This window comes from Microbacterium sp. X-17, from assembly GCF_039615055.1.
Map to the genome: position 1 here is coordinate 527,962 of NZ_JBDHNI010000001.1, position 19,470 is coordinate 547,431.

Consider the following 19,470-nt stretch of genomic DNA (forward strand, 5'->3'; position numbering starts at 1 on the left):
GGGAGGTGAACCCGTGAAGAAGTCTTCCCGTCTCGTCCGAGACGACTCCGGCTTCACGCTGATCGAAGTGATGGTCGCCATGCTCCTGCTGGTCGTCGTCGCCCTGGCACTCGTGCCGGCGTTCGTCTCCCAGATGCGGGCCACCTCCACCAACACCACGATCGCCACGGCGAGCCAGCTCGCCGGTCAGCAGATCGACGACGCGCAGAGCCGTGCTGCCACCTGCGCCGCCTTGCAGTCCTATCAGACCGAGACCGTCCCTGCCGTGGTCGACGGTCGCGGGGTCAGCCTGCAGCCGCACCGGATCGTCACCTTGCCGTGCCCGGCCTCGTATCCGAGCACCATCCAGGTCAAGGTCACCGTGACCCTGTCGGGCAGCTCGTCCGTCATCGCCTCGGTCACGACTCTGGTCCTCGTCAAGGCGGCATCGTGATGCGCCGGGACGCCGAGAAGGCGGACGAGGGATTCACGCTGATCGAACTCATCGTCGCCTCCGCGCTGACCATCATGGTCCTCGTCGCGGTGACCGGCCTCCTGATCAGCGCCAACAAGGCGCAGACGAGCACCCGGGCCGCCACGGCGTCGGCGACGCTCGGCCAGTTGGTCGCCCGCTCGGTGACGCAGGGCGTCGCGAACGCCACCGCCGTGTCGGTCACCACCGACCCGGTCTCCGGTGCGCAGCTGCTCCAGGCCCGGGTGTATTCGATGACGGCGGCCAGCGACCCCACCCAGACCACTGCCTCCATCGGCTGCAGCGCCTGGTACTTCAACCCGGCCGGGGGAGGCTCGATCTACGTCAAGACGGTCTTCCCCGCGGCCGCGATCGCGATGCCGTCCGGCGCGCCGGACTCGAGCTGGGAGATCATCGGAAGCGGGCTCGGCGCGAACGTCTCCGCCGCCCAGTCCTCCACGGTCTTCGCCACCCCGAGCGGAACGCGCGTCGACCTGAAGTTCGATGTCGTGAACGGGTCGCAGAAGCCCGTCCACATCGAGACCACCGTCCACATCGCCAACACGACACCTGTGAGCTCGCCATGCTTCTGATCCGTCGCCTTTCCGTGCGCCTCCCTCGTCGCAGTGACGACCGGGGCGGGGCGCTCGTGGCCGTGATCGGCGTCGCCGCCGTGCTCATGGCGTTCCTGCTGCTGGGCAGCACCATGGTTGTCACGTCGTTCCGCTACAGCGACACGAGCCGTGCGGCCGTCCAGGCCCAGGCCGCAGCCCAGGCCGGCGTGGCCGTCGTGGCGGCGCAGATGACCCAGGGCACCTGCACCCTGCCGTACACCAGCAGCGTGACCCCCAAGTACTCGGTGACGCTTTCATACCAGCGCACGGTCACCGGCACGACCTGGATCACGGGCTGCCCGTCCACCGCGAGCGACGTCAACAGGGTCAAGATCGTCTCCGTCGGCACGGCGTCGGCATGGTCCGCGGTCACCCGGACCGTGGAGACCATCTACAACTACATCCCGTTCATCCCCGGACAGTCGATCCAGGGTTCCGGAGCCGCCGTCTACGGTTACGGCGTCACGGACTCCACGATCACCAACATCACGATCACACAGAGCGGCACCAGCAGCCCGGGCATCGAGTTCCGAAGCGGTAGCGCGAGCTGCCAGACCGGCGGAACGATCCAGGGCGATGTCATCCTCGGGGCGGGCTCCTACCAGTCTCCGAGCGGGTGCACCATCAACGGCGACCTGTGGGCCTCCAACACCGTGCAGGTCGGCAACAACAGCGTCATCACGGGCAACGTGCACGGCAGCGGATCGGGTTCGCCCGTCGTGACGATCGCCAACGGTGCGCAGGTGAACGGCAACGTCACGTCGTCCGGTCCGGTGAGCATCGTCGGCAGCGTCGGCGGCAGCGTCATCGCCGGTCCCGCGGGCGGCCAGTCGACCGTCTCGGGAAGCGTGGGCGGCACGTTCAAGACCGCGGGCACCGTGTCGGTCTCCGGGAGCGGACTCCCTGCCTCCCGCATCACCCAGAACGTCTCCGGCATCGTCACGCCGACGCCGCCGACGGTTCCGAACTGGGTCGACTTCGCGTATCGCCACACCGACTGGGCGAACCCGTCGGGGACCCTCTGGCCGGAGGCCGTTCCGGCGACCTGCCAGGGCCCCGATGTCGCCGCCGCCATCAACGCGGCGACCACCCCGACCGTCGTACTCGCCGACTCGAGATGCCCGCTCGGCATGGTGAACCTCACGGGCAGCACCAGCAACATCACCCTGAAGACGGACGTCGCGCTGATCGCCGACGCGTTCGACCTCAAGAGCCTGACGATCACGTCCGCGGCAGGGACGGGCACGCACCGGCTCTACATCGTGACGCCCGACTCGGTGAAGGACGCTTCGCCCACGTGCCCGACCCCCGGGCTCACGACCAAGATCGAGAACCAGGTGAACAACGACGCGACCGCGCCGATCATGATCTACACCCCGTGCGTTCTGGCCAACACCGGGAGCACCTGGTGGGGGCAGATCTACTCGGCGGGCGTCGGATTCAACAACTCGTACACACTCAACTTCGTCTCGATGGGATTGCCGGGCGTGGACTTCAACAACGGCACCTACAACCCGCCCACCCCACCCGTCCCCGGACACCTCGACACGGTGTTCTCCACCCGGAACATCTCGGGATAGGTGCCGATCATGGTCGTCGTCGTCGCCCTGTTCGGCTCGCTCATCGGGTCGTTCCTCAACGTTGTCGTCTACCGCGTGCCCGCCGGGCTCTCCATCCTCCGCCCCGCGAGCGCCTGCCCGTCATGTCACAGCGCGATCCGGCCCTACGACAACATCCCGGTGCTCTCCTGGCTGCTGCTGCGCGGCAGGTGCCGCGACTGCCGTACCCGGATCCCTGTGCGCTATCCGCTCGTCGAGCTGGGCACGGCGCTCCTGTTCGCCGTCGTCGCATTCGCGTTCCTCGGCCCGTTGCGGGTCTCCGGGCGCCCGCCGGCAGCGGCCATTCTCGAGCTGACTGCCTACCTGTGGCTGGCCGCCGTGAGCGTCGCGCTCGCCATCATCGACGTCGAGAAGCATCGCCTCCCTGATGCGATCGTCCTGCCGACGGCGATCGCCGTGGTCGCGCTGCTTGGCGCGTCGGCCGCCGTCGCCGGCGACTGGGCACGACTGGGCCAGGCTGCGATCGGCGCCGCGGCGCTCTTCCTCTTCTATCTCATTCTGGCCCTGGTCCGTCCCGGCGGCATGGGCTTCGGCGACGTCAAGCTCGCGGCGGTCCTCGGCTTCGCCCTCGCGTGGGCCGGCTGGGCACAGCTCGTCGTCGGAGCGTTCGCCGCCTTCGTCCTCGGCGGGATCTTCAGCGTCGCCCTGCTCGCTTCGAAACGCGTGAAGCGCACCGGAGGCATCCCCTTCGGCCCGTGGATGCTGTCCGGAGCCTGGTTCGGAATCTTCTTCGGTGCGGCTACCGTCGCGTCGTACTTCGCCATGATCGGCGTCCAGTGATGGCGCCCGGAGGGAGACAGCTCAATGGCTAAGACGATCGTGGGCGTGGACATCGGAACGACGACGATCCGCGCGGTCGAACTCGGCGACCCGGGCAAGCCCCGGCCGACGCTGCTGCGCTACGCCGAGCTCCCGCTCTCCGAGGGCGCTGTCAGCCGCGGCGAGGTGCTCGAGCCCAACACCGTGGGCGGCATCCTCAAACAGCTCTGGAGCGTCGGAGGGTTCAAGACCCGCAAGGTCGTGCTCGGGATGGGCAACCAGCGCGTGCTCGCCCGCGACCTGAGCGTGCCGTCCGCGCCCCTCCAGCGCATCCGGGAGTCGCTTCCGTTCGTGGCGCAGGAGATGCTCCCGGTACCCGTGCAGGACGCGCTGCTGGACTTCTACCCGGTGTCGGAGTCGATGACCGAGAACGGTCCGACCACACACGGACTGCTCATCGCCGCCGTGAAGGAGGCGGTGCTCGGCAACGTCAAAGCGGTGCAGGCCGCCGGGCTGACGCCGGTCGAAGTCGACCTCATCCCGTTCGCGCTCGACCGCCTGCTCCTGGCGCGGCCACGCGTGCAGGGCACCGTCGCCCTGGTGGATGTCGGCGCCAGCACGACCAGCGTGGTCGTCGCCGCCGAGGGGGTGCCCCAGTTCGTCCGCATCATCGCTGCGGGCGGCTCGGACATCACCGCAGGTCTCGCCGCCCGCCTCGGTGTCGCGCCGGAGGAGGCCGAACGCCTCAAGCGCGTCCACGGCATCGCGCCGGATCTCGCAGCGACCGAGGGCCAGCCGGTCGCCTCCGCCGTGATGGAGATCGTCGCCGATCTGCTCGTCAGCCTGCGCAACACGATCTCGTATTACTCGAACACGCGACCGACGCATCCGGTGGCCGGGATCCTCCTGACCGGCGGCGGCTCACAGCTTCCCGGCTTCGCGAATGCGGTGGCCGACTACACGCGGGTACCGGCGAGGATCGGCGACCCGTTCGCGTCGATCGCGCTCTCCCGCAGCCTCGACGCGCAGCGGCTGCGTCACGATCAGGCGGCCATCACCGTCGCCCTCGGACTCGCGATGGGAAGTGAGGCAGCATGACCACCGAGCTGACCCGCCAGGGTGCGGAGACACCGGAGCCCGGTGAGGGCGGACGCCGTCGCGGCCGCTCCCCGAAAGGGGAGAAGCCGGCGCAGGCCGCACCCCAGCGGAAGGGCAAGGCCGCAACGGCGCCCACCGCCCCATCGTTCATCCACCTGGAGCCGCGGGCCGATCTCCTGCCGCCCGAGGTCAAGACCGCGCGCCGTCACGATGCGATCGCCCGCCGTCTGGTGCTCGCCCTCGTCATCGTGATCATCATCGTCGCCGGCGCGATCGGCGGCAGCACCTTCCTCGCCCTGCAGGCGGGCTCGTCGCTCTCGGCCGCCCAGCAGCAGACCGTCTCGCTGACGCAGCAGCAGCAGAAGTACGTGGGCGTGCGCCAGGTGCAGAGCCAGATCGCACTCACCAAGGCGGCCCAGGAAGTCGGCGCCTCGACCGAGGTCGACTGGACCGCGTTCCTCACCAAGGTGCGCGGCACGATCGGCGGAGGACTCTCGCTCTCCGGCATCACGATCGACTCCGCGTCGCCGCTGGCCGCATATCAGCAGTCGGCGGTCCCGCTGGAGGGGTCTCGCGTCGCCACCGTCACCATCGACGTGCGGGCCACGAGCCTCGATGAGGTGTCCGCCTGGCTGGCGCAACTCGCCGCGCTTCCCTCGGTCGCCGACGTCTCCCCGGGCAGCATCACCCTCGACCAGTCGGGCTATACGGCCTCGGCGATCATGCATCTGGACGCGTCGGCCTTCGACGGCCGCTTCGCCCCGAAGGGAAAGTGACATGGACAAGCAGCGACTCGTCATCGCGGGCGTCGGGCTCGCCATCGCGCTCGTCATCGGCCTCGGCTACCTGTTCGGGGTGCAGCCGCAGCTCACGGCGGCCTCCGCCGCAGCGGATCAGACGGCGACCATCACGTCCTCCAACCAGGCGTCCGAGGTCACCTTGCAGAAGCTCAAGAAGGACTACGCGAACATCGACCAGTTCAAGGGACAGCTCGCGAAGCTGCAGCTCTCGATCCCGTCGACCCGTTCTCTCGACGCGCTCCTCGCCGACCTCCACGTGCTCGCCGCGTCGACGGGCGAGACGATCACGGGCTTCGACCCGTCCGATCCCGTCGCGTACACGCCTCCCGTCTCGGCCGCCGCGACCCCGACTGCGACCAGCACGGCCTCCCCGTCGCCGAGCCCGACCCCGGCGCCCACCGCGACCGCGCCTGCGGCCCCGACGGCCCCGCAGGCGCCGAAAACGACGACCAACTCTCTGATCACCGCGAGCAACTTCGTCGCGATCCCGCTGACGATCACGGTCAAGGGCTCGACCGACGGGGCGATCGCGTTCCTCGGTGAGCTCCAGCACGGCCCACGGCTGGTGCTGGTCACGGGGTTCTCGGGCACCGAGGACAAGTCGGCGTCGTCGGGCCAGGGAGGCGCCGCCGCGGCCAGCGCGGTGACGTACACGGTCAAGGGCCTCGTCTACGTCCTGTCCGGCGCCCAGCCCACGCCGACTCCGACCCCCACCCCCTCCAAGTAACCGCCCTCCCGCCTTACCTCCCTCGCCCCGCCGTCCCCCGTTGCTACAGTGGGCACCACATCACAGGGTGCCCACCGGGGGCGCAGCGAGGAGTGCCAGCATGAGCGACACGACACCGGAACCCGCCGACAAGCGGGATGAAGCGGGGTCGGTCGAACCTGCCACCCCGCCCGCGACCGCGCCGGCCGAGTCGGCCGCCGCCGAGCCCGGACCGAACGCCGAACCGGCCCCCGCCTCCGCGGGTGAGCCTCACGACACCGACCCGGAGATGAGCGTGCCGCCGTCGGCGCCCGTTTCCGCTCGGGGCCACCTCAACCGTCCCGCGGACGACGCGGCGGCGGAGGTGCCCGCCGCCCCCGCCTCGACCCCGCCGACCGCGGCGATCGAGCCGGAGCCCGTGACCTCGTCGCCCGACGACGTCGCGGCGGCCGTCGCGCGCTCCTCCAGCGAGCAGGGCGCCACCGCCGCGGGCGACGCGACCGTGGACACCGCGTCCCCCGCAGAGTCCGCCGCGCCGGTCATCATCGCGGGGGAGGCCGCCCAGCAGGCGACAGCGCAGCAGGCGACAGCGCCGGAGGCCACCCAGCAGCAGGCACAGCAGCCGCCCGCCGCACCGCAGGGCGAGGCCACCGCTGCCGCTGCTCCCGCGCAGACCCCGCCGCCGTTCATCCCGCAGCCGGTCGCGCCGATCTTCCTGCAGCGTCCGGAGCCGCCCAAGCGCAAGAGCAACCGCGGCATCGGCATCCTCATCGCGCTGGTCGGCACCGTCGCGTTCGCCGTGCTCTGGGCCGTCGCCGTGGTCGTCGTCGGCGCGATGCTCACGCCGAGCAGCGAGTTCCTGCCGGTGCTCACGCAGTACTTCACGACGCAGCTCGCCGGCTGGGCGCCGATCGTGGCGTTCTTCGTCGGGATGGTCGTGCTCATCCAGATCATCAACCGGGCCCGCTGGTGGGCGTACATCCTCGGCGGCCTGTTCGTCGCGATCTTCGTCTACCTCGTCTACATCGGCGCCGAGCTCTCGGACGCGCACTACCTGTCGCGCAACGCCGACGAGCAGGCGCTCATCCTCAGCCGCGTCTGGGTGAACCCGTTCGCGGTCCTCGCCGGCGTCATCGCCCGCGAGATGTCGGTGTGGACGGGAGCCTGGCTCGCCGCGCGCGGACGCAAGCTGAAGGCGCGCAACGCGGAGGCCCAGGCCGACTACGAGCAGCACCTCGCGGACGCCCAGAACCAGGCCGCCAACGCGTACGCTCAGGGGTACTGACCGACCGTACTGAACCGTTTTCGAGGGGGCTCCCATGCGTGAGGAGCGTTCCTACGCCATCGTCGTCGCCTGCTTCGCCGCCGGCCTCTATCTGGCCGTCGTCGTGGCGGCGTTCGGGCTGATCTCGCTCGGGACGGACACCGAGGTGATCCCGGACCCGTCGGCCGGGCCGCTGGTCGGGCCGATCATGACGGGCGTCGCCGTGGCCGTGCTCCTCGTCCTCCTGATCCTCACCGGGATCCGCGTGCCGGGCGATCAGCAGCGCATCGCGCCGCTCAACGCGCTCGGCGCGGGCGTCGCGTGCTACCTCGCCTACTGCCTCACCGGGGGAGTGGCCGGCGCGCTCGCGACCGGCGACCTCCTGCACTTCATACTTTTCGCCGCCGGGCAACTCGGGAGCCTCTACGCCATCGCCGCCGGGGCCGCGGCCGTCCTGATGATGCTGCTCTACCAGCTCGTCCTGGTCGGCCGCTTCCGGCAGCGGGGGAGGCCGCGCTGGCCGTGGGAGCGGCCCGGCGACGAGTAGCAGACCAGGAGCGCGCCGGGTGACCCGAACGGGTGGACGCGGCGGTCCACCCCCGGTCGATACACTGCGGGAACCCGATAGAGAGGTTCCGATGTCCGACGCTCCAGCCCCTGCCCTTTCGGCCGACGACATCCTCCCCGCACCCGCGCCCGCTCCCGCCGAACCCCGGCGCTCGCACGCGGGCCGCTGGATCATCGCCCTCATCGCCGCCGTCACCCTCCTGGTCACCGCCGCGGGCGTCACCGTGTCACTGTCGGCGGTCATCGCAATCCAGAACCTCCCGCGCACGCTGGTCGCGCAGTACCTGGGCGAGCTCGAGCACGGCAAGGCGGAGGCGGCGATGAAGCTGGCCGGGATCCGCGCCAACAGCGGGGACGTGCTGCTCAACGACGCCGCCTACGCGAAGATCACCGACCGCATCAGCTCCTTCACCGTGCAGTCCCCGATCACCCGCGGCGCCAGCACGACCGTGCAGGCCCAGATCACGCAGGGTGATCGCACGTATGACCGCTCGTTCGTCGTGGAGAAGGCGGGAGGCCTCCCCGGGCTCCCGTTCTGGCGCCTCGGCCGCATCGAGCCCGACACCGTGGACCTCATGGTCGAGGGCCCGGCCGGGATCCAGTACACCGTCGCCGGCGTGAAGCCGGAGAACATGCCGCTCGGCGCCGCCGTCACCCTCCGCGCGCTGCCCGGCACCTACCCGGTCGCGCTCGTCTCGACGAGCGCCAACTTCGACGTCCCCATGCGCGCCATCACCACCACCCCCGCCGGCAGCGCCCTCTCACCCACCGTGTTCACCGCCCGGCTCTCGGACGGCGGCCAGGCGGCGGCGCGCACCACGATCAACGCCTGGCTGGACGGGTGCGTCGCCTCCCACGACGCGGTGCCGGCCCACTGCCCGTTCGGCACTTACCCGGACAACGCCGCCGACGACATCAGCGACGTGCGCTGGCAGCTCCACACCCGCCCGGAAGTCACGATCGACCCGGTGTGGACGACGGGAGGCTGGATGGTCGAAAGCACGTCAGGCAGCATCTCGGCGGAGGCCACGCTGACCCGCAAGTCCGACGGGGCGACCGGCCAGGGCTACACCGACCCGTGGAGCTTCGACTTCCACGGCATGCTGACCTTCGACGGCGGGGGCGCGCTCTTCACCCCGCTGATCTCGGACAGCGGGCCAGGAGCGCAGGCGGGCGCATGACGAGGGCCTGAGCGGCTACGCGGCCCGGTCGGCGCCCTCGGTCGCAGAGCGTTCCGCCGCTGCGGAGCCCGCATCGAGCGGACGAGGCTCCCTCACGGGCTTCTCGCGCCGGCTCCGCACCCGTTCGACCAGAGCCACCGGGATCATCCCGACGAGCCACGGCAGGTCCTGGAGCAGGTATCGCTTCACGAGCCGCGACGGGTCCTGCCCCATCCGCCACACCCACTCCAGGCCGAGCCGGCGCATCAGGTGCGGCGCGCGCGGGAAGTGCCCGGTGTTCATCTGCGCAGCGGCCCCGGCCCCGATGTAGACGACGCCCTGGGGGTGCCTCGTCCGCAGCTCCAGGATCAGGCGCTCCTGCTTCGGGAAGCCCAGGCAGACGAACAGCACGTCCGGGCGCACCCGCTCGATGAACGCGCTCGCGGCGTCGATCAGCGCCGGGCTGCCCGGCTCGGCGAACGGGAGGGCCGCGCCGTGCACGTGCGCATGGCCTCGCGCGCGATAGAACGCCTCCGCCTCGGCCGCGTGTGCCCCGACGATGCCGACGCGCAGGTCGGTCGCTTCCGGATGCTCGATGACGGCGTTCATCAGATCCGTCCCGGTGACGCGGGGGAACCGGCCCTTGCCCGCGATCCTCAGCAGCCAGGTGAGCGGGACGCCGTCGACGGTCCAGAAGGAGGTCTGCTCCTCCAGCTCGGGGAGGCCGACGGTGCGCAGGTGGCGCGAGATCGAGACGTTGGAGGTGACGACGATCCCGCCGTCCGCGCGGGCGAGGTCGATGACGTGGCGGCTGGACTCGTCGAGGTCCGCCCGGTCGAGCTGGAGGCCGCCCAGGACGGCGCGTTCGAAGGTCTGCACCGGGAAAGATTGGCATATATATAGTGGATGCCAGACTTCGGCCCACGCGGGCGGCCGTCACCGCGGTGCATCGCGGCGCCGGTGATCACCCGAGACTTCACCGCGCGCCTCCCTTTCGCTGTGCGCGGACAGCCCGCTAGCACGCCCTCGTTCATTTGACCGCCCACCGCGCGGACGATAGTATTTATCGGGTGTGCGCTCTGTCGCGCGCTTGTTGTGTGCTCGCGAGAGCCGACACGAGCGGGCCGGCACGTACTCATCCGATGGGCGGAGAGACCGCACGGAATCATCGCCCCCACGGCATATCGGCCATCGGTCCGATACTCCCCAACTCCTCGATCGCCCGCGAAGCGGGTCGCTCGGGGTGCGGGGAAAAAGCAACAACTGTCACCGTGCAGTCCATAAAAGGAGAAGTTCAGTGCCAACCATTCAGCAGTTGGTTCGGAAGGGCCGGTCGCCGAAGGTCACCAAGACCAAGGCTCCCGCCCTGAAGTCCAACCCCCAGCAGCGCGGCGTGTGCACCCGTGTCTACACCACCACCCCCAAGAAGCCGAACTCGGCGCTCCGCAAGGTCGCGCGTGTCAAGCTCTCGAACGGGACCGAGGTCACCGCGTACATCCCCGGTGAGGGCCACAACCTGCAGGAGCACTCGATGGTGCTCGTCCGCGGCGGCCGTGTGAAGGACCTGCCCGGCGTCCGCTACAAGATCGTCCGTGGCGCGCTCGACACCCAGGCCGTCAAGAACCGCAAGCAGGCTCGCAGCCGCTACGGCGCGAAGATGGAGAAGAAGTAATGCCTCGCAAGGGTCCCGCTCCGAAGCGCCCCGTCGTCGCCGACCCGGTGTACGGCTCGCCGGTCGTCAGCCAGCTCGTCAACAAGATCCTCCTCGACGGCAAGAAGGGCCTCGCCGAGCGCATCGTCTACGACGCGCTCGAGGGCGTCTCGACCAAGTCCGGCCAGGACGCGGTCGTCACGCTCAAGAAGGCGCTCGACAACATCCGCCCCACCCTCGAGGTCCGCAGCCGCCGCGTCGGCGGCTCGACCTACCAGGTGCCGGTCGAGGTCAAGCCGCACCGCGCGAACACGCTCGCGCTGCGCTGGCTCACCAGCTACGCCAAGGGTCGTCGCGAGAAGACGATGACCGAGCGTCTCACCAACGAGATCCTCGACGCCTCCAACGGTCTGGGCGCTGCTGTCAAGCGCCGCGAGGACACGCACAAGATGGCCGAGTCGAACAAGGCCTTCGCGCACTACCGCTGGTAAACATTTTCGTCGTCCGGGCGTTGTACTCGTAGCAGTGCCGCGCCCGGGCGGCACCCCTTCCACTCTCTATTTTTCGGAGGAATCCCTGTGGCACAGGACGTGCTCACCGACCTCAAGAAGGTCCGCAACATCGGCATCATGGCCCACATCGATGCCGGCAAGACCACCACGACCGAGCGCATCCTGTTCTACACGGGCGTCAACCACAAGATCGGTGAGACGCACGACGGCGCGTCGACCACCGACTGGATGGAGCAGGAGAAGGAGCGCGGCATCACCATCACGTCCGCCGCGGTCACCTGCTTCTGGAACAAGAACCAGATCAACATCATCGACACCCCGGGTCACGTCGACTTCACCGTCGAGGTGGAGCGCTCGCTCCGCGTCCTCGACGGCGCCGTCGCTGTCTTCGACGCGAAGGAGGGCGTCGAGCCCCAGTCGGAGACCGTGTGGCGTCAGGCCGACAAGTACGTCGTCCCGCGCATCTGCTTCGTCAACAAGATGGACAAGCTGGGCGCCGACTTCTACTTCACCGTCGACACCATCGTCTCCCGCCTCGGCGCCAAGCCGCTGGTGATGCAGCTCCCGATCGGCTCCGAGTCCGACTTCGTCGGCGTCGTCGACCTGGTCGAGATGCGCGCGCTGGTCTGGCCCGGCGACGCCAAGGGTGACGTGACCATGGGCGCCAAGTACGAGGTCCAGGAGATCCCGGCCGACCTTCAGGAGAAGGCCGAGGAGTACCGCAACCGCCTCCTGGAGACCGTCGCCGAGACCGACGACGCGCTGCTCGAGAAGTTCTTCGGCGGCGAGGAGATCACCGTCGCGGAGATCAAGGCGGCCATCCGCAAGCTCACCGTGAACAACGAGATCTACCCCGTTCTCTGCGGTTCCGCGTTCAAGAACCGCGGCGTGCAGCCGATGCTCGACGCCGTGATCGACTACCTCCCGTCGCCGCTCGACGTGCCCGCCATCGAGGCGCACAACCCGCGCGACGAGGAGGAGGTCATCCTCCGCCACGCCGACGCCACCGAGCCGTTCTCGGCCCTCGCGTTCAAGGTCGCCGTGCACCCGTTCTTCGGTCGCCTGACCTACGTGCGCGTGTACTCGGGCCGCGTCGACTCCGGCGCCGGTGTCGTGAACTCGACCAAGGGCAAGAAGGAGCGCATCGGCAAGATCTTCCAGATGCACGCCAACAAGGAGAACCCGGTCGACTTCGTCACCGCCGGCAACATCTACGCGGTGATCGGCCTCAAGGACACCACCACCGGTGACACCCTGAGTGACCCGGACCACCAGGTCGTCCTCGAGTCGATGACCTTCCCGGAGCCCGTCATCGAGGTCGCCATCGAGCCGAAGACCAAGGCCGACCAGGAGAAGCTCGGCACGGCCATCCAGAAGCTCGCCGAAGAGGACCCGACGTTCCGCACCGAGCAGAACCAGGAGACCGGTCAGACGGTCATCAAGGGCATGGGCGAGCTGCACCTCGACATCCTCGTGGACCGCATGAAGCGCGAGTTCAACGTCGAGGCCAACGTCGGCAAGCCGCAGGTGGCCTACCGCGAGACCCTCCGCCGCACGGTGGAGAAGTACGACTACACCCACAAGAAGCAGACCGGTGGTTCCGGTCAGTTCGCTAAGGTGCAGATCACCCTGGAGCCGCTCGAGGTGACCCCGGAGACCTCGTACGAGTTCGTGAACGCCGTCACCGGCGGTCGCGTCCCGCGCGAGTACATCCCCTCGGTCGACGCGGGCATCCAGGACGCGATGCAGGTCGGCGTCCTCGCCGGCTTCCCGACGGTGGGTGTCAAGGCGACGCTCGTCGACGGTGCCTCGCACGACGTCGACTCCTCGGAGATGGCGTTCAAGATCGCCGGCTCGATGGCCTACAAGGAGGCTGCGCGCAAGGCGAACCCGGTGCTCCTCGAGCCGCTCATGGCGGTCGAGGTGCGTACGCCGGAGGAGTACATGGGCGACGTCATCGGCGACCTCAACTCCCGCCGTGGACAGATCCAGTCCATGGAGGATGCGAGCGGCGTCAAGGTCGTCCGCGCCAACGTCCCGCTGTCCGAGATGTTCGGCTACATCGGCGACCTGCGGTCCAAGACCTCGGGCCGTGCGGTGTACTCGATGCAGTTCGACAGCTACGCGGAGGTCCCGAAGGCTGTGGCCGACGAGATCGTCCAGAAGAGCAAGGGCGAGTGACCTCGGTCACTGCTCCCAGGCAACATCCCGTAACATAAGAAACCAATCCCGTAGGCCCTCCGGTCGAAATCCGTCGACCGGGGTGTCTGCACGAGAGTCCTGAGGAGGACCACAGTGGCTAAGGCCAAGTTCGAGCGGACTAAGCCGCACGTGAACATCGGAACCATCGGTCACGTCGACCACGGCAAGACGACGCTCACCGCGGCGATCTCCAAGGTGCTTGCTGACAAGTACCCGTCGGCGACCAACGTGCAGCGCGACTTCGCGTCGATCGACTCGGCTCCGGAAGAGCGTCAGCGTGGTATCACGATCAACATCTCGCACGTCGAGTACGAGACCCCGAAGCGCCACTACGCGCACGTCGACGCCCCGGGTCACGCCGACTACATCAAGAACATGATCACCGGTGCCGCTCAGATGGACGGCGCGATCCTCGTGGTCGCCGCCACCGACGGTCCGATGGCTCAGACCCGCGAGCACGTGCTGCTGGCCAAGCAGGTCGGCGTTCCGTACCTGCTCGTCGCGCTGAACAAGTCCGACATGGTCGACGACGAGGAGATCCTGGAGCTCGTCGAGCTCGAGGTCCGCGAGCTGCTCTCCAGCCAGGACTTCGACGGCGACAACGCCCCGGTCGTGCGCGTCTCGGGCCTCAAGGCTCTCGAGGGCGACGAGAAGTGGGTCCAGTCGGTCCTCGACCTCATGGACGCCGTCGACGAGTCCATCCCGGACCCGGTGCGCGACAAGGACAAGCCGTTCCTGATGCCGATCGAGGACGTCTTCACGATCACCGGTCGTGGCACGGTCGTCACCGGTCGCGCCGAGCGCGGCACCCTCGCCATCAACTCCGAGGTCGAGATCGTCGGCATCCGCCCGACGCAGAAGACCACGGTCACGGGTATCGAGATGTTCCACAAGCAGCTCGACGAGGCCTGGGCCGGCGAGAACTGTGGTCTGCTCCTCCGCGGCACCAAGCGCGAGGACGTGGAGCGCGGCCAGGTCGTCGTGAAGCCGGGTTCGGTCACGCCGCACACCAACTTCGAGGGCACTGCCTACATCCTCTCGAAGGAGGAGGGTGGCCGTCACAACCCCTTCTACACGAACTACCGCCCGCAGTTCTACTTCCGTACCACCGACGTCACCGGCGTCATCTCGCTGCCCGAGGGCACCGAGATGGTCATGCCCGGCGACACCACCGACATGTCGGTCGAGCTGATCCAGCCGATCGCCATGGAGGAGGGCCTCGGCTTCGCCATCCGTGAGGGTGGCCGCACCGTGGGCGCCGGTACGGTGACCAAGATCAACAAGTAAGTCCCCGCCCGGTCCACCGGGCAGGCATTTCGGCTGAGGGCCGGACCCGTGAGGGTTCGGCCCTTCGTCGTTTGGGCAGAGGCGTGATCACGCATGTCCCCGCATCGTCCTCGTTCCCGCGCTCGGATTCCGACCCATCTCGGTGGTGCTGCTGGCAGCAGGCGGCGTGGTGTCGAACGCACCGCCGGCGGCGGCGACTACACCCCCGAAGCGGGCTTCGCCGGGGCGGACGCCTTCGAGTACACCGGGCCATCGGCGCCGGCGCGGTCGGCGCGGCGGCCCTCTGCCTCCGCCTCCTCCTGCGATCGCGACGCACCAGTTCCCGCGCATGAGGCCGCGGGGGTTTACCTCTCGCCGGGTCGGGCGCAGAATGAGGTCACCGTTTCAACCGAACGGGTCCGTCGACGAAGGGAGACTGCCTATGGTGAGCATGGACCTCGCAAACCAGACCAAGCCGCTGACCGGAGCACGGACGAAGAGTTCGGACACCGCCTAGGCGGTCTTGGAACCACGAGAGCGGCGGCGCGAGGCGCCGTTCGGAGCGGGATCGGCGAACGCCGGTCCCGTTCTTTGTGCGTCATGAGCCCGGTCCCAGCTCCAGCTCTCCGAGTCGGGTCCGCGGGTCCAGCGGCACCCCCTCCCGGCGGAGAAACTCCCGCATCAGATCGACGCGCCGCCCCGTGGCCCACCGCCAGTGCAGGACGCGCAGCCCCACCGCCTCGATCCGTCGATCCCGCTCCGTGCGTGCCGCGAGAGCCTCTCGCACGTCCGGGAACTGCCGGAAGGCCGGGTGCTGGAGCTTCTCGGCGCCGTCCGCCTCCCCGGCGAGTCCGAGCCCAGGCCAGACGAAGTCGAGACGGGCGAAGACACCCTCCAAGTCGTGGAGCCGCACCTGCAGGTCGGGAGGAGGCGCTCCGACGAGAGCCATCGTGGCCCGGCTCACCGACTCGAGAGGCGACTCGGCGCGACCGTCGGCGAACCGGGCGACGGCGAGCGCCCGTCGCCGCTCCTGCGGATCGCGCAGCAGGCCGGCGGATTCCAACAGCTCCTCGCGCGTGGTGAGGGGAACGCGCTCGCCGTACGCGCCAGTCTGGAGGGCGTGGTCCGCGAGCACCACGCCCTCCACGAAGGACGTCCTCCCCGCGAGAGCAGCGACGGTCTCGGGGACCGGCGTCGCCAGGAGGTCGCGCTTTCTCACCGCCGGCCGCTCTCCGGTGCGACGGTGCGCGACGATGCCGTGATCGGCGTGGTCGGCCGATCCGACGGCCGCCACGTGGACGGTGGCGGGCGGAGGGCAGAGCAGGGGGAGACCGTGCACCAGCGCCGCCGACCAGTACGCGAACACGGGCGGGCGCGAGCGCATCGCCGCGAACAGCCGCAGTCGCTCGACGTGCTGGCGCGCAGAGCGCTGCCGGCCGACCTGCTTGAGGGTCGCATGGCGCCCGGGTTCGACCGCGCGCAGGTGGAGGCGGTGGAGCCGGGCGGGGGCGCTGGAGGTGTCGTGGAGTGCTGTCATGGATCCAGCCTGGCGACGGGCACGCGGCTGTGGGCGGGAGGCTAGAAACTGTGGAGAACTCGGCGCGCGGGGGCGGCTGTGGAGGCAATTCACACCGCCGCCGGACACCCGCGACACGCCCGGGTTGCAGCATCGCCCCGGATCTGGCAAACTTGTCTGGTTCAACATTTCGGAACGAGTGCGCTGACGTGCGCTCCGAACGGATCACTGCCAGGCAGTGCATAGCCCACCGCGAGAGTCTTCGGACCGGCGGTCGAGGGGTTAGGCCGCAGGTAGCAGGACATGCTCACAATCGACATCTTCGAAAAGCAGGGATTTCTCTGTGCCTCGAGGCGTGCGGTGAGTTGACAGAAGAATAGTGGCGTTTCCCACGCGTACGTCGCACTGCGTCCAATGCGAGCGCGGTTCGTAAGAGCCGTCTCGTACGACGCCATAACAAGAGAGAGAGTCAGACATGGCGGGACAGAAGATCCGCATTCGGCTTAAGTCGTATGACCACGAGGTCATCGACACCTCGGCGCGCAAGATCGTCGACACGGTGACCCGTGCAGGCGCGACCGTCGTCGGCCCGGTGCCGCTTCCCACCGAGAAGAACGTGGTGTGCGTCATCCGTTCGCCCCACAAGTACAAGGACAGCCGCGAGCACTTCGAGATGCGCACGCACAAGCGGCTGATCGACATCATCGACCCGACGCCGAAGGCCGTCGACTCGCTCATGCGTCTCGACCTGCCCGCCGACGTCAACATCGAGATCAAGCTCTAAGGGGGAGTGCCGCTATGTCCAACATCGACACCAAGACCTCCAAGGGCCTCCTCGGCAAGAAGCTCGGCATGACCCAGGTCTGGGACGAGAACAACAAGCTCATCCCCGTGACGGTCATCGAGATCACGCCGAACGTCGTGACCCAGGTCCGCACCCCCGAGGTCGACGGCTACAACGCCGTCCAGATCGCCTACGGCCAGATCGACCCGCGCAAGGTCAACAAGCCGGCCGGCGGGCACTTCGACAAGGCGGGCGTCACGCCGCGCCGTCACCTCACCGAGGTCCGCACCGCTGACGCCGCCGAGTACTCGGCCGGCCAGGAGCTCACCGTGGACGCCACCTTCGAGGCCGGCCAGCTGGTCGACGTCGTGGGCACCTCCAAGGGCAAGGGCTTCGCCGGTGTCATGAAGCGCCACAACTTCAAGGGCGTCTCCGCCTCGCACGGTGCGCACCGCAACCACCGCAAGCCGGGCTCCATCGGCGCCTCCTCGACCCCGAGCCGTGTCTTCAAGGGCATGCGCATGGCCGGTCGCATGGGTGGCGAGCGCGTGACCGTCCTGAACCTCAAGGTCCAGGCCGTCGACGCCGAGAAGGGCCTGCTGCTCGTCAAGGGCGCCGTCCCCGGCGCTCGTGGCCGCATCGTTTTCGTCCGCAACGCAGTGAAGGGGGCCTAAGGTAAATGGCTACCTCGATTGACGTCGTCGACCTCAAGGGCAAGAAGGCCGGCTCCATCGAGCTTCCGGACTCCCTGTTCGACGTTCAGACCAACATCCCGCTGATCCACCAGGTCGTGACCGCTCAGCTCGCCGCAGCGCGCCAGGGCACCCACAAGACCAAGGGTCGTGGCGAGGTCTCCGGCGCCGGCCGCAAGCCGTTCAAGCAGAAGGGCACCGGTCGCGCTCGTCAGGGCTCGATCCGCGCTCCTCAGATGACCGGCGGTGGCATCGTCCACGGACCGACCCCGCGCGACTACTCGCAGCGCACCCCGAAGAAGATGATCGCCGCTGCCCTGCTCGGCGCCCTCTCGGACCGCGCCCGCGGCAGCCGCATCCACGCCGTGCAGGCGTTCACGACCGGCGAGGCCCCCTCGACCAAGGCCGTCGTGGAGCTGCTCAGCGGCGTCGCGACCTCCCGCCACGTCCTCGTGGTGCTGGAGCGCGATGACGAGCTCGCTTTCAAGAGCGTGCGCAACGTCCCGTCCGTGCACGTGCTGACCTACGACCAGCTGAACGCCTACGACGTCCTGGTGAGCGACGACATCGTCTTCTCGCAGGCCGCGCTGGAGTCGTTCATCTCGTCCAAGAGCAAGAAGGAAGAGGTGAACGCGTAATGGCCGCCGTCAACAAGGACCCGCGCGACATCATCATCGCCCCGGTCGTCTCCGAGAAGAGCTACGGCCTGATCGACGAAGGCAAGTACACCTTCATCGTCGACCCGCGTTCGAACAAGACCGAGATCAAGCTCGCCATCGAGTCGATCTTCAAGGTCGAGGTCGCGTCGATCAACACCCTGAACCGTCAGGGCAAGACCCGCCGCACCAAGTTCGGGCTCGGCAAGCGCAAGGACACCAAGCGTGCCATCGTCACGCTGAAGTCCGGTTCCATCGACATCTTCACGGCCGTCGGCTGAGCGAAGGACTAGAGGAAGACAGACATGGCTATTCGTAACTACAAGCCCACGACCCCCGGTCGTCGCGGCTCCTCGGTCGCCGACTTCGCCGAGATCACCCGCTCGACGCCGGAGAAGTCCCTTCTCCGTCCGCTGTCGAAGACCGGTGGCCGCAACAACCAGGGCCGCATCACGACCCGTCACATCGGTGGTGGCCACAAGCGCCAGTACCGCGTGATCGACTTCCGTCGCAACGACAAGGACGGCGTCAACGCCAAGGTCGCGCACATCGAGTACGACCCCAACCGCACTGCGCGCATCGCGCTGCTCCACTTCGTGGACGGCACCAAGCGCTACATCCTGGCTCCGGCCGGGCTGAAGCAGGGCGACGTGGTCGAGTCGGGCGCCGGCTCGGACATCAAGCCGGGCAACAACCTGCCGCTGCGCAACATCCCGACCGGTACCGTCGTGCACGCCATCGAGCTCAAGCCGGGCGGCGGCGCCAAGATGGCCCGCTCCGCCGGTGCCTCGGTGCGTCTCGTCGCGAAGGACGGCCCCTACGCCCAGCTGCGCCTGCCCTCGGGCGAGGTCCGCAACGTCGACGTCCGCTGCCGCGCGACGATCGGCGAGGTCGGCAACGCCGAGCAGTCGAACATCAACTGGGGCAAGGCCGGCCGTATGCGCTGGAAGGGCGTCCGCCCGACCGTCCGCGGTGTCGCGATGAACCCGATCGACCACCCGCACGGTGGTGGTGAGGGCAAGACCTCCGGTGGTCGCCACCCGGTCAGCCCGTGGGGTCAGAAGGAAGGCCGCACGCGCCACCCCAACAAGGAAAGCGACAAGCTCATCGTCCGCCGTCGTAACGCCGGCAAGAAGCGTAAGTAGGAGTTCGA

Annotated in this window: 21 protein-coding genes; 19 read left to right on the plus strand and 2 right to left on the minus strand. The window is 68.7% G+C overall.

The genetic code is table 11. From position 1 onward, the window contains the following. The first annotated feature begins 13 nt into the window (after window positions 1-13). From ABCS02_RS02475 to ABCS02_RS02520, 10 genes are all read left to right on the plus strand, one after another. Window positions 14-433 (plus strand): prepilin-type N-terminal cleavage/methylation domain-containing protein, encoded by a 420-nt coding sequence (locus ABCS02_RS02475; protein WP_345834032.1) that lies wholly within the window; start codon window positions 14-16, stop codon window positions 431-433. Then, a complete protein-coding gene (locus ABCS02_RS02480) occupies window positions 430-1,044 on the plus strand; it encodes a hypothetical protein (RefSeq protein WP_345834033.1) in 615 nt (204 codons plus the stop codon). The genes ABCS02_RS02475 and ABCS02_RS02480 overlap by 4 nt, the downstream gene beginning before the upstream one ends. Next, window positions 1,035-2,645 (plus strand): polymer-forming cytoskeletal protein, encoded by a 1,611-nt coding sequence (locus ABCS02_RS02485; protein ID WP_345834034.1) that lies wholly within the window; start codon window positions 1,035-1,037, stop codon window positions 2,643-2,645. Before ABCS02_RS02480 ends, ABCS02_RS02485 begins: the two co-directional genes overlap by 10 nt. 9 nt (window positions 2,646-2,654) lie before the next feature. After that, complete coding sequence (locus ABCS02_RS02490; protein WP_345834035.1) at window positions 2,655-3,464, plus strand: prepilin peptidase; 810 nt, start codon at window positions 2,655-2,657, stop codon at window positions 3,462-3,464. A 24-nt stretch (window positions 3,465-3,488) separates the two neighbouring features. Next, a complete protein-coding gene (pilM, locus tag ABCS02_RS02495) occupies window positions 3,489-4,541 on the plus strand; it encodes a type IV pilus assembly protein PilM (RefSeq protein ID WP_345834036.1) in 1,053 nt (350 codons plus the stop codon). Continuing rightward, a complete protein-coding gene (locus ABCS02_RS02500) occupies window positions 4,538-5,317 on the plus strand; it encodes a hypothetical protein (RefSeq protein ID WP_345834037.1) in 780 nt (259 codons plus the stop codon). Before pilM ends, ABCS02_RS02500 begins: the two co-directional genes overlap by 4 nt. Window position 5,318: 1 nt before the next feature. Next, window positions 5,319-6,068: a hypothetical protein gene (locus ABCS02_RS02505; RefSeq protein WP_345834038.1), complete on the plus strand. Its 750-nt coding sequence runs from the start codon at window positions 5,319-5,321 to the stop codon at window positions 6,066-6,068. 100 nt (window positions 6,069-6,168) lie between these two features. Beyond that, window positions 6,169-7,332, plus strand: coding sequence for a hypothetical protein (locus tag ABCS02_RS02510; RefSeq protein ID WP_345834039.1), 1,164 nt, complete (start codon window positions 6,169-6,171; stop codon window positions 7,330-7,332). 34 nt (window positions 7,333-7,366) lie between these two features. Next, a complete protein-coding gene (locus tag ABCS02_RS02515; RefSeq protein ID WP_345834040.1) occupies window positions 7,367-7,858 on the plus strand; it encodes a DUF6121 family protein in 492 nt (163 codons plus the stop codon). 91 nt (window positions 7,859-7,949) lie between these two features. Next, a complete protein-coding gene (locus tag ABCS02_RS02520; protein WP_345834041.1) occupies window positions 7,950-9,059 on the plus strand; it encodes a hypothetical protein in 1,110 nt (369 codons plus the stop codon). A gap of 15 nt (window positions 9,060-9,074) precedes the next feature. On the opposite strand, the gene ABCS02_RS02525 is transcribed toward ABCS02_RS02520, so the two are convergent. Continuing rightward, complete coding sequence (locus ABCS02_RS02525; RefSeq protein ID WP_345834042.1) at window positions 9,075-9,917, minus strand: WecB/TagA/CpsF family glycosyltransferase; 843 nt, start codon at window positions 9,915-9,917, stop codon at window positions 9,075-9,077. A 418-nt stretch (window positions 9,918-10,335) separates the two neighbouring features. Here ABCS02_RS02525 and rpsL point away from each other — a divergent pair, with 418 nt between their 5' ends. The 4 genes from rpsL (at window position 10,336) to tuf (ending at window position 14,690) form a co-directional block, all read left to right on the plus strand. Beyond that, window positions 10,336-10,710: a 30S ribosomal protein S12 gene (gene rpsL, locus ABCS02_RS02530; protein WP_055811472.1), complete on the plus strand. Its 375-nt coding sequence runs from the start codon at window positions 10,336-10,338 to the stop codon at window positions 10,708-10,710. Continuing rightward, window positions 10,710-11,180, plus strand: a complete 471-nt coding sequence (rpsG, locus tag ABCS02_RS02535; RefSeq protein ID WP_345834043.1) for a 30S ribosomal protein S7 — start codon at window positions 10,710-10,712, stop codon at window positions 11,178-11,180. Before rpsL ends, rpsG begins: the two co-directional genes overlap by 1 nt. Window positions 11,181-11,267: 87 nt before the next feature. Next, window positions 11,268-13,382 carry an elongation factor G gene (gene fusA / locus ABCS02_RS02540; RefSeq protein WP_345834044.1) on the plus strand — a complete coding sequence of 705 codons (2,115 nt, stop codon included), beginning with the start codon at window positions 11,268-11,270 and terminating at the stop codon, window positions 13,380-13,382. Window positions 13,383-13,496: 114 nt separating this feature from the next. Then, a complete protein-coding gene (gene tuf / locus ABCS02_RS02545) occupies window positions 13,497-14,690 on the plus strand; it encodes an elongation factor Tu (protein WP_055913937.1) in 1,194 nt (397 codons plus the stop codon). Between the two features lie 577 nt (window positions 14,691-15,267). Here the strand turns inward: tuf and ABCS02_RS02550 are convergent. Further along, window positions 15,268-16,206 (minus strand): hypothetical protein, encoded by a 939-nt coding sequence (locus ABCS02_RS02550; RefSeq protein WP_345834045.1) that lies wholly within the window; start codon window positions 16,204-16,206, stop codon window positions 15,268-15,270. Window positions 16,207-16,660: 454 nt separating this feature from the next. On the opposite strand from ABCS02_RS02550, the gene rpsJ reads away from it, so the two are divergent. Genes rpsJ through rplB form a run of 5 tightly spaced genes read left to right on the plus strand, consistent with a single transcriptional unit; the run spans window position 16,661 to window position 19,462 of the window. Next, complete coding sequence (rpsJ, locus tag ABCS02_RS02555; RefSeq protein WP_005050520.1) at window positions 16,661-16,969, plus strand: 30S ribosomal protein S10; 309 nt, start codon at window positions 16,661-16,663, stop codon at window positions 16,967-16,969. A 14-nt stretch (window positions 16,970-16,983) separates the two neighbouring features. Then, complete coding sequence (gene rplC / locus ABCS02_RS02560) at window positions 16,984-17,643, plus strand: 50S ribosomal protein L3 (RefSeq protein WP_345834046.1); 660 nt, start codon at window positions 16,984-16,986, stop codon at window positions 17,641-17,643. A 5-nt stretch (window positions 17,644-17,648) separates the two neighbouring features. After that, window positions 17,649-18,299 (plus strand): 50S ribosomal protein L4, encoded by a 651-nt coding sequence (rplD, locus tag ABCS02_RS02565; protein ID WP_345834047.1) that lies wholly within the window; start codon window positions 17,649-17,651, stop codon window positions 18,297-18,299. After that, a complete protein-coding gene (gene rplW, locus ABCS02_RS02570; protein ID WP_055913959.1) occupies window positions 18,299-18,598 on the plus strand; it encodes a 50S ribosomal protein L23 in 300 nt (99 codons plus the stop codon). Before rplD ends, rplW begins: the two co-directional genes overlap by 1 nt. Before the next feature lie 24 nt (window positions 18,599-18,622). After that, window positions 18,623-19,462: a 50S ribosomal protein L2 gene (rplB, locus tag ABCS02_RS02575; protein WP_345834048.1), complete on the plus strand. Its 840-nt coding sequence runs from the start codon at window positions 18,623-18,625 to the stop codon at window positions 19,460-19,462. Window positions 19,463-19,470 lie beyond the last annotated feature (8 nt).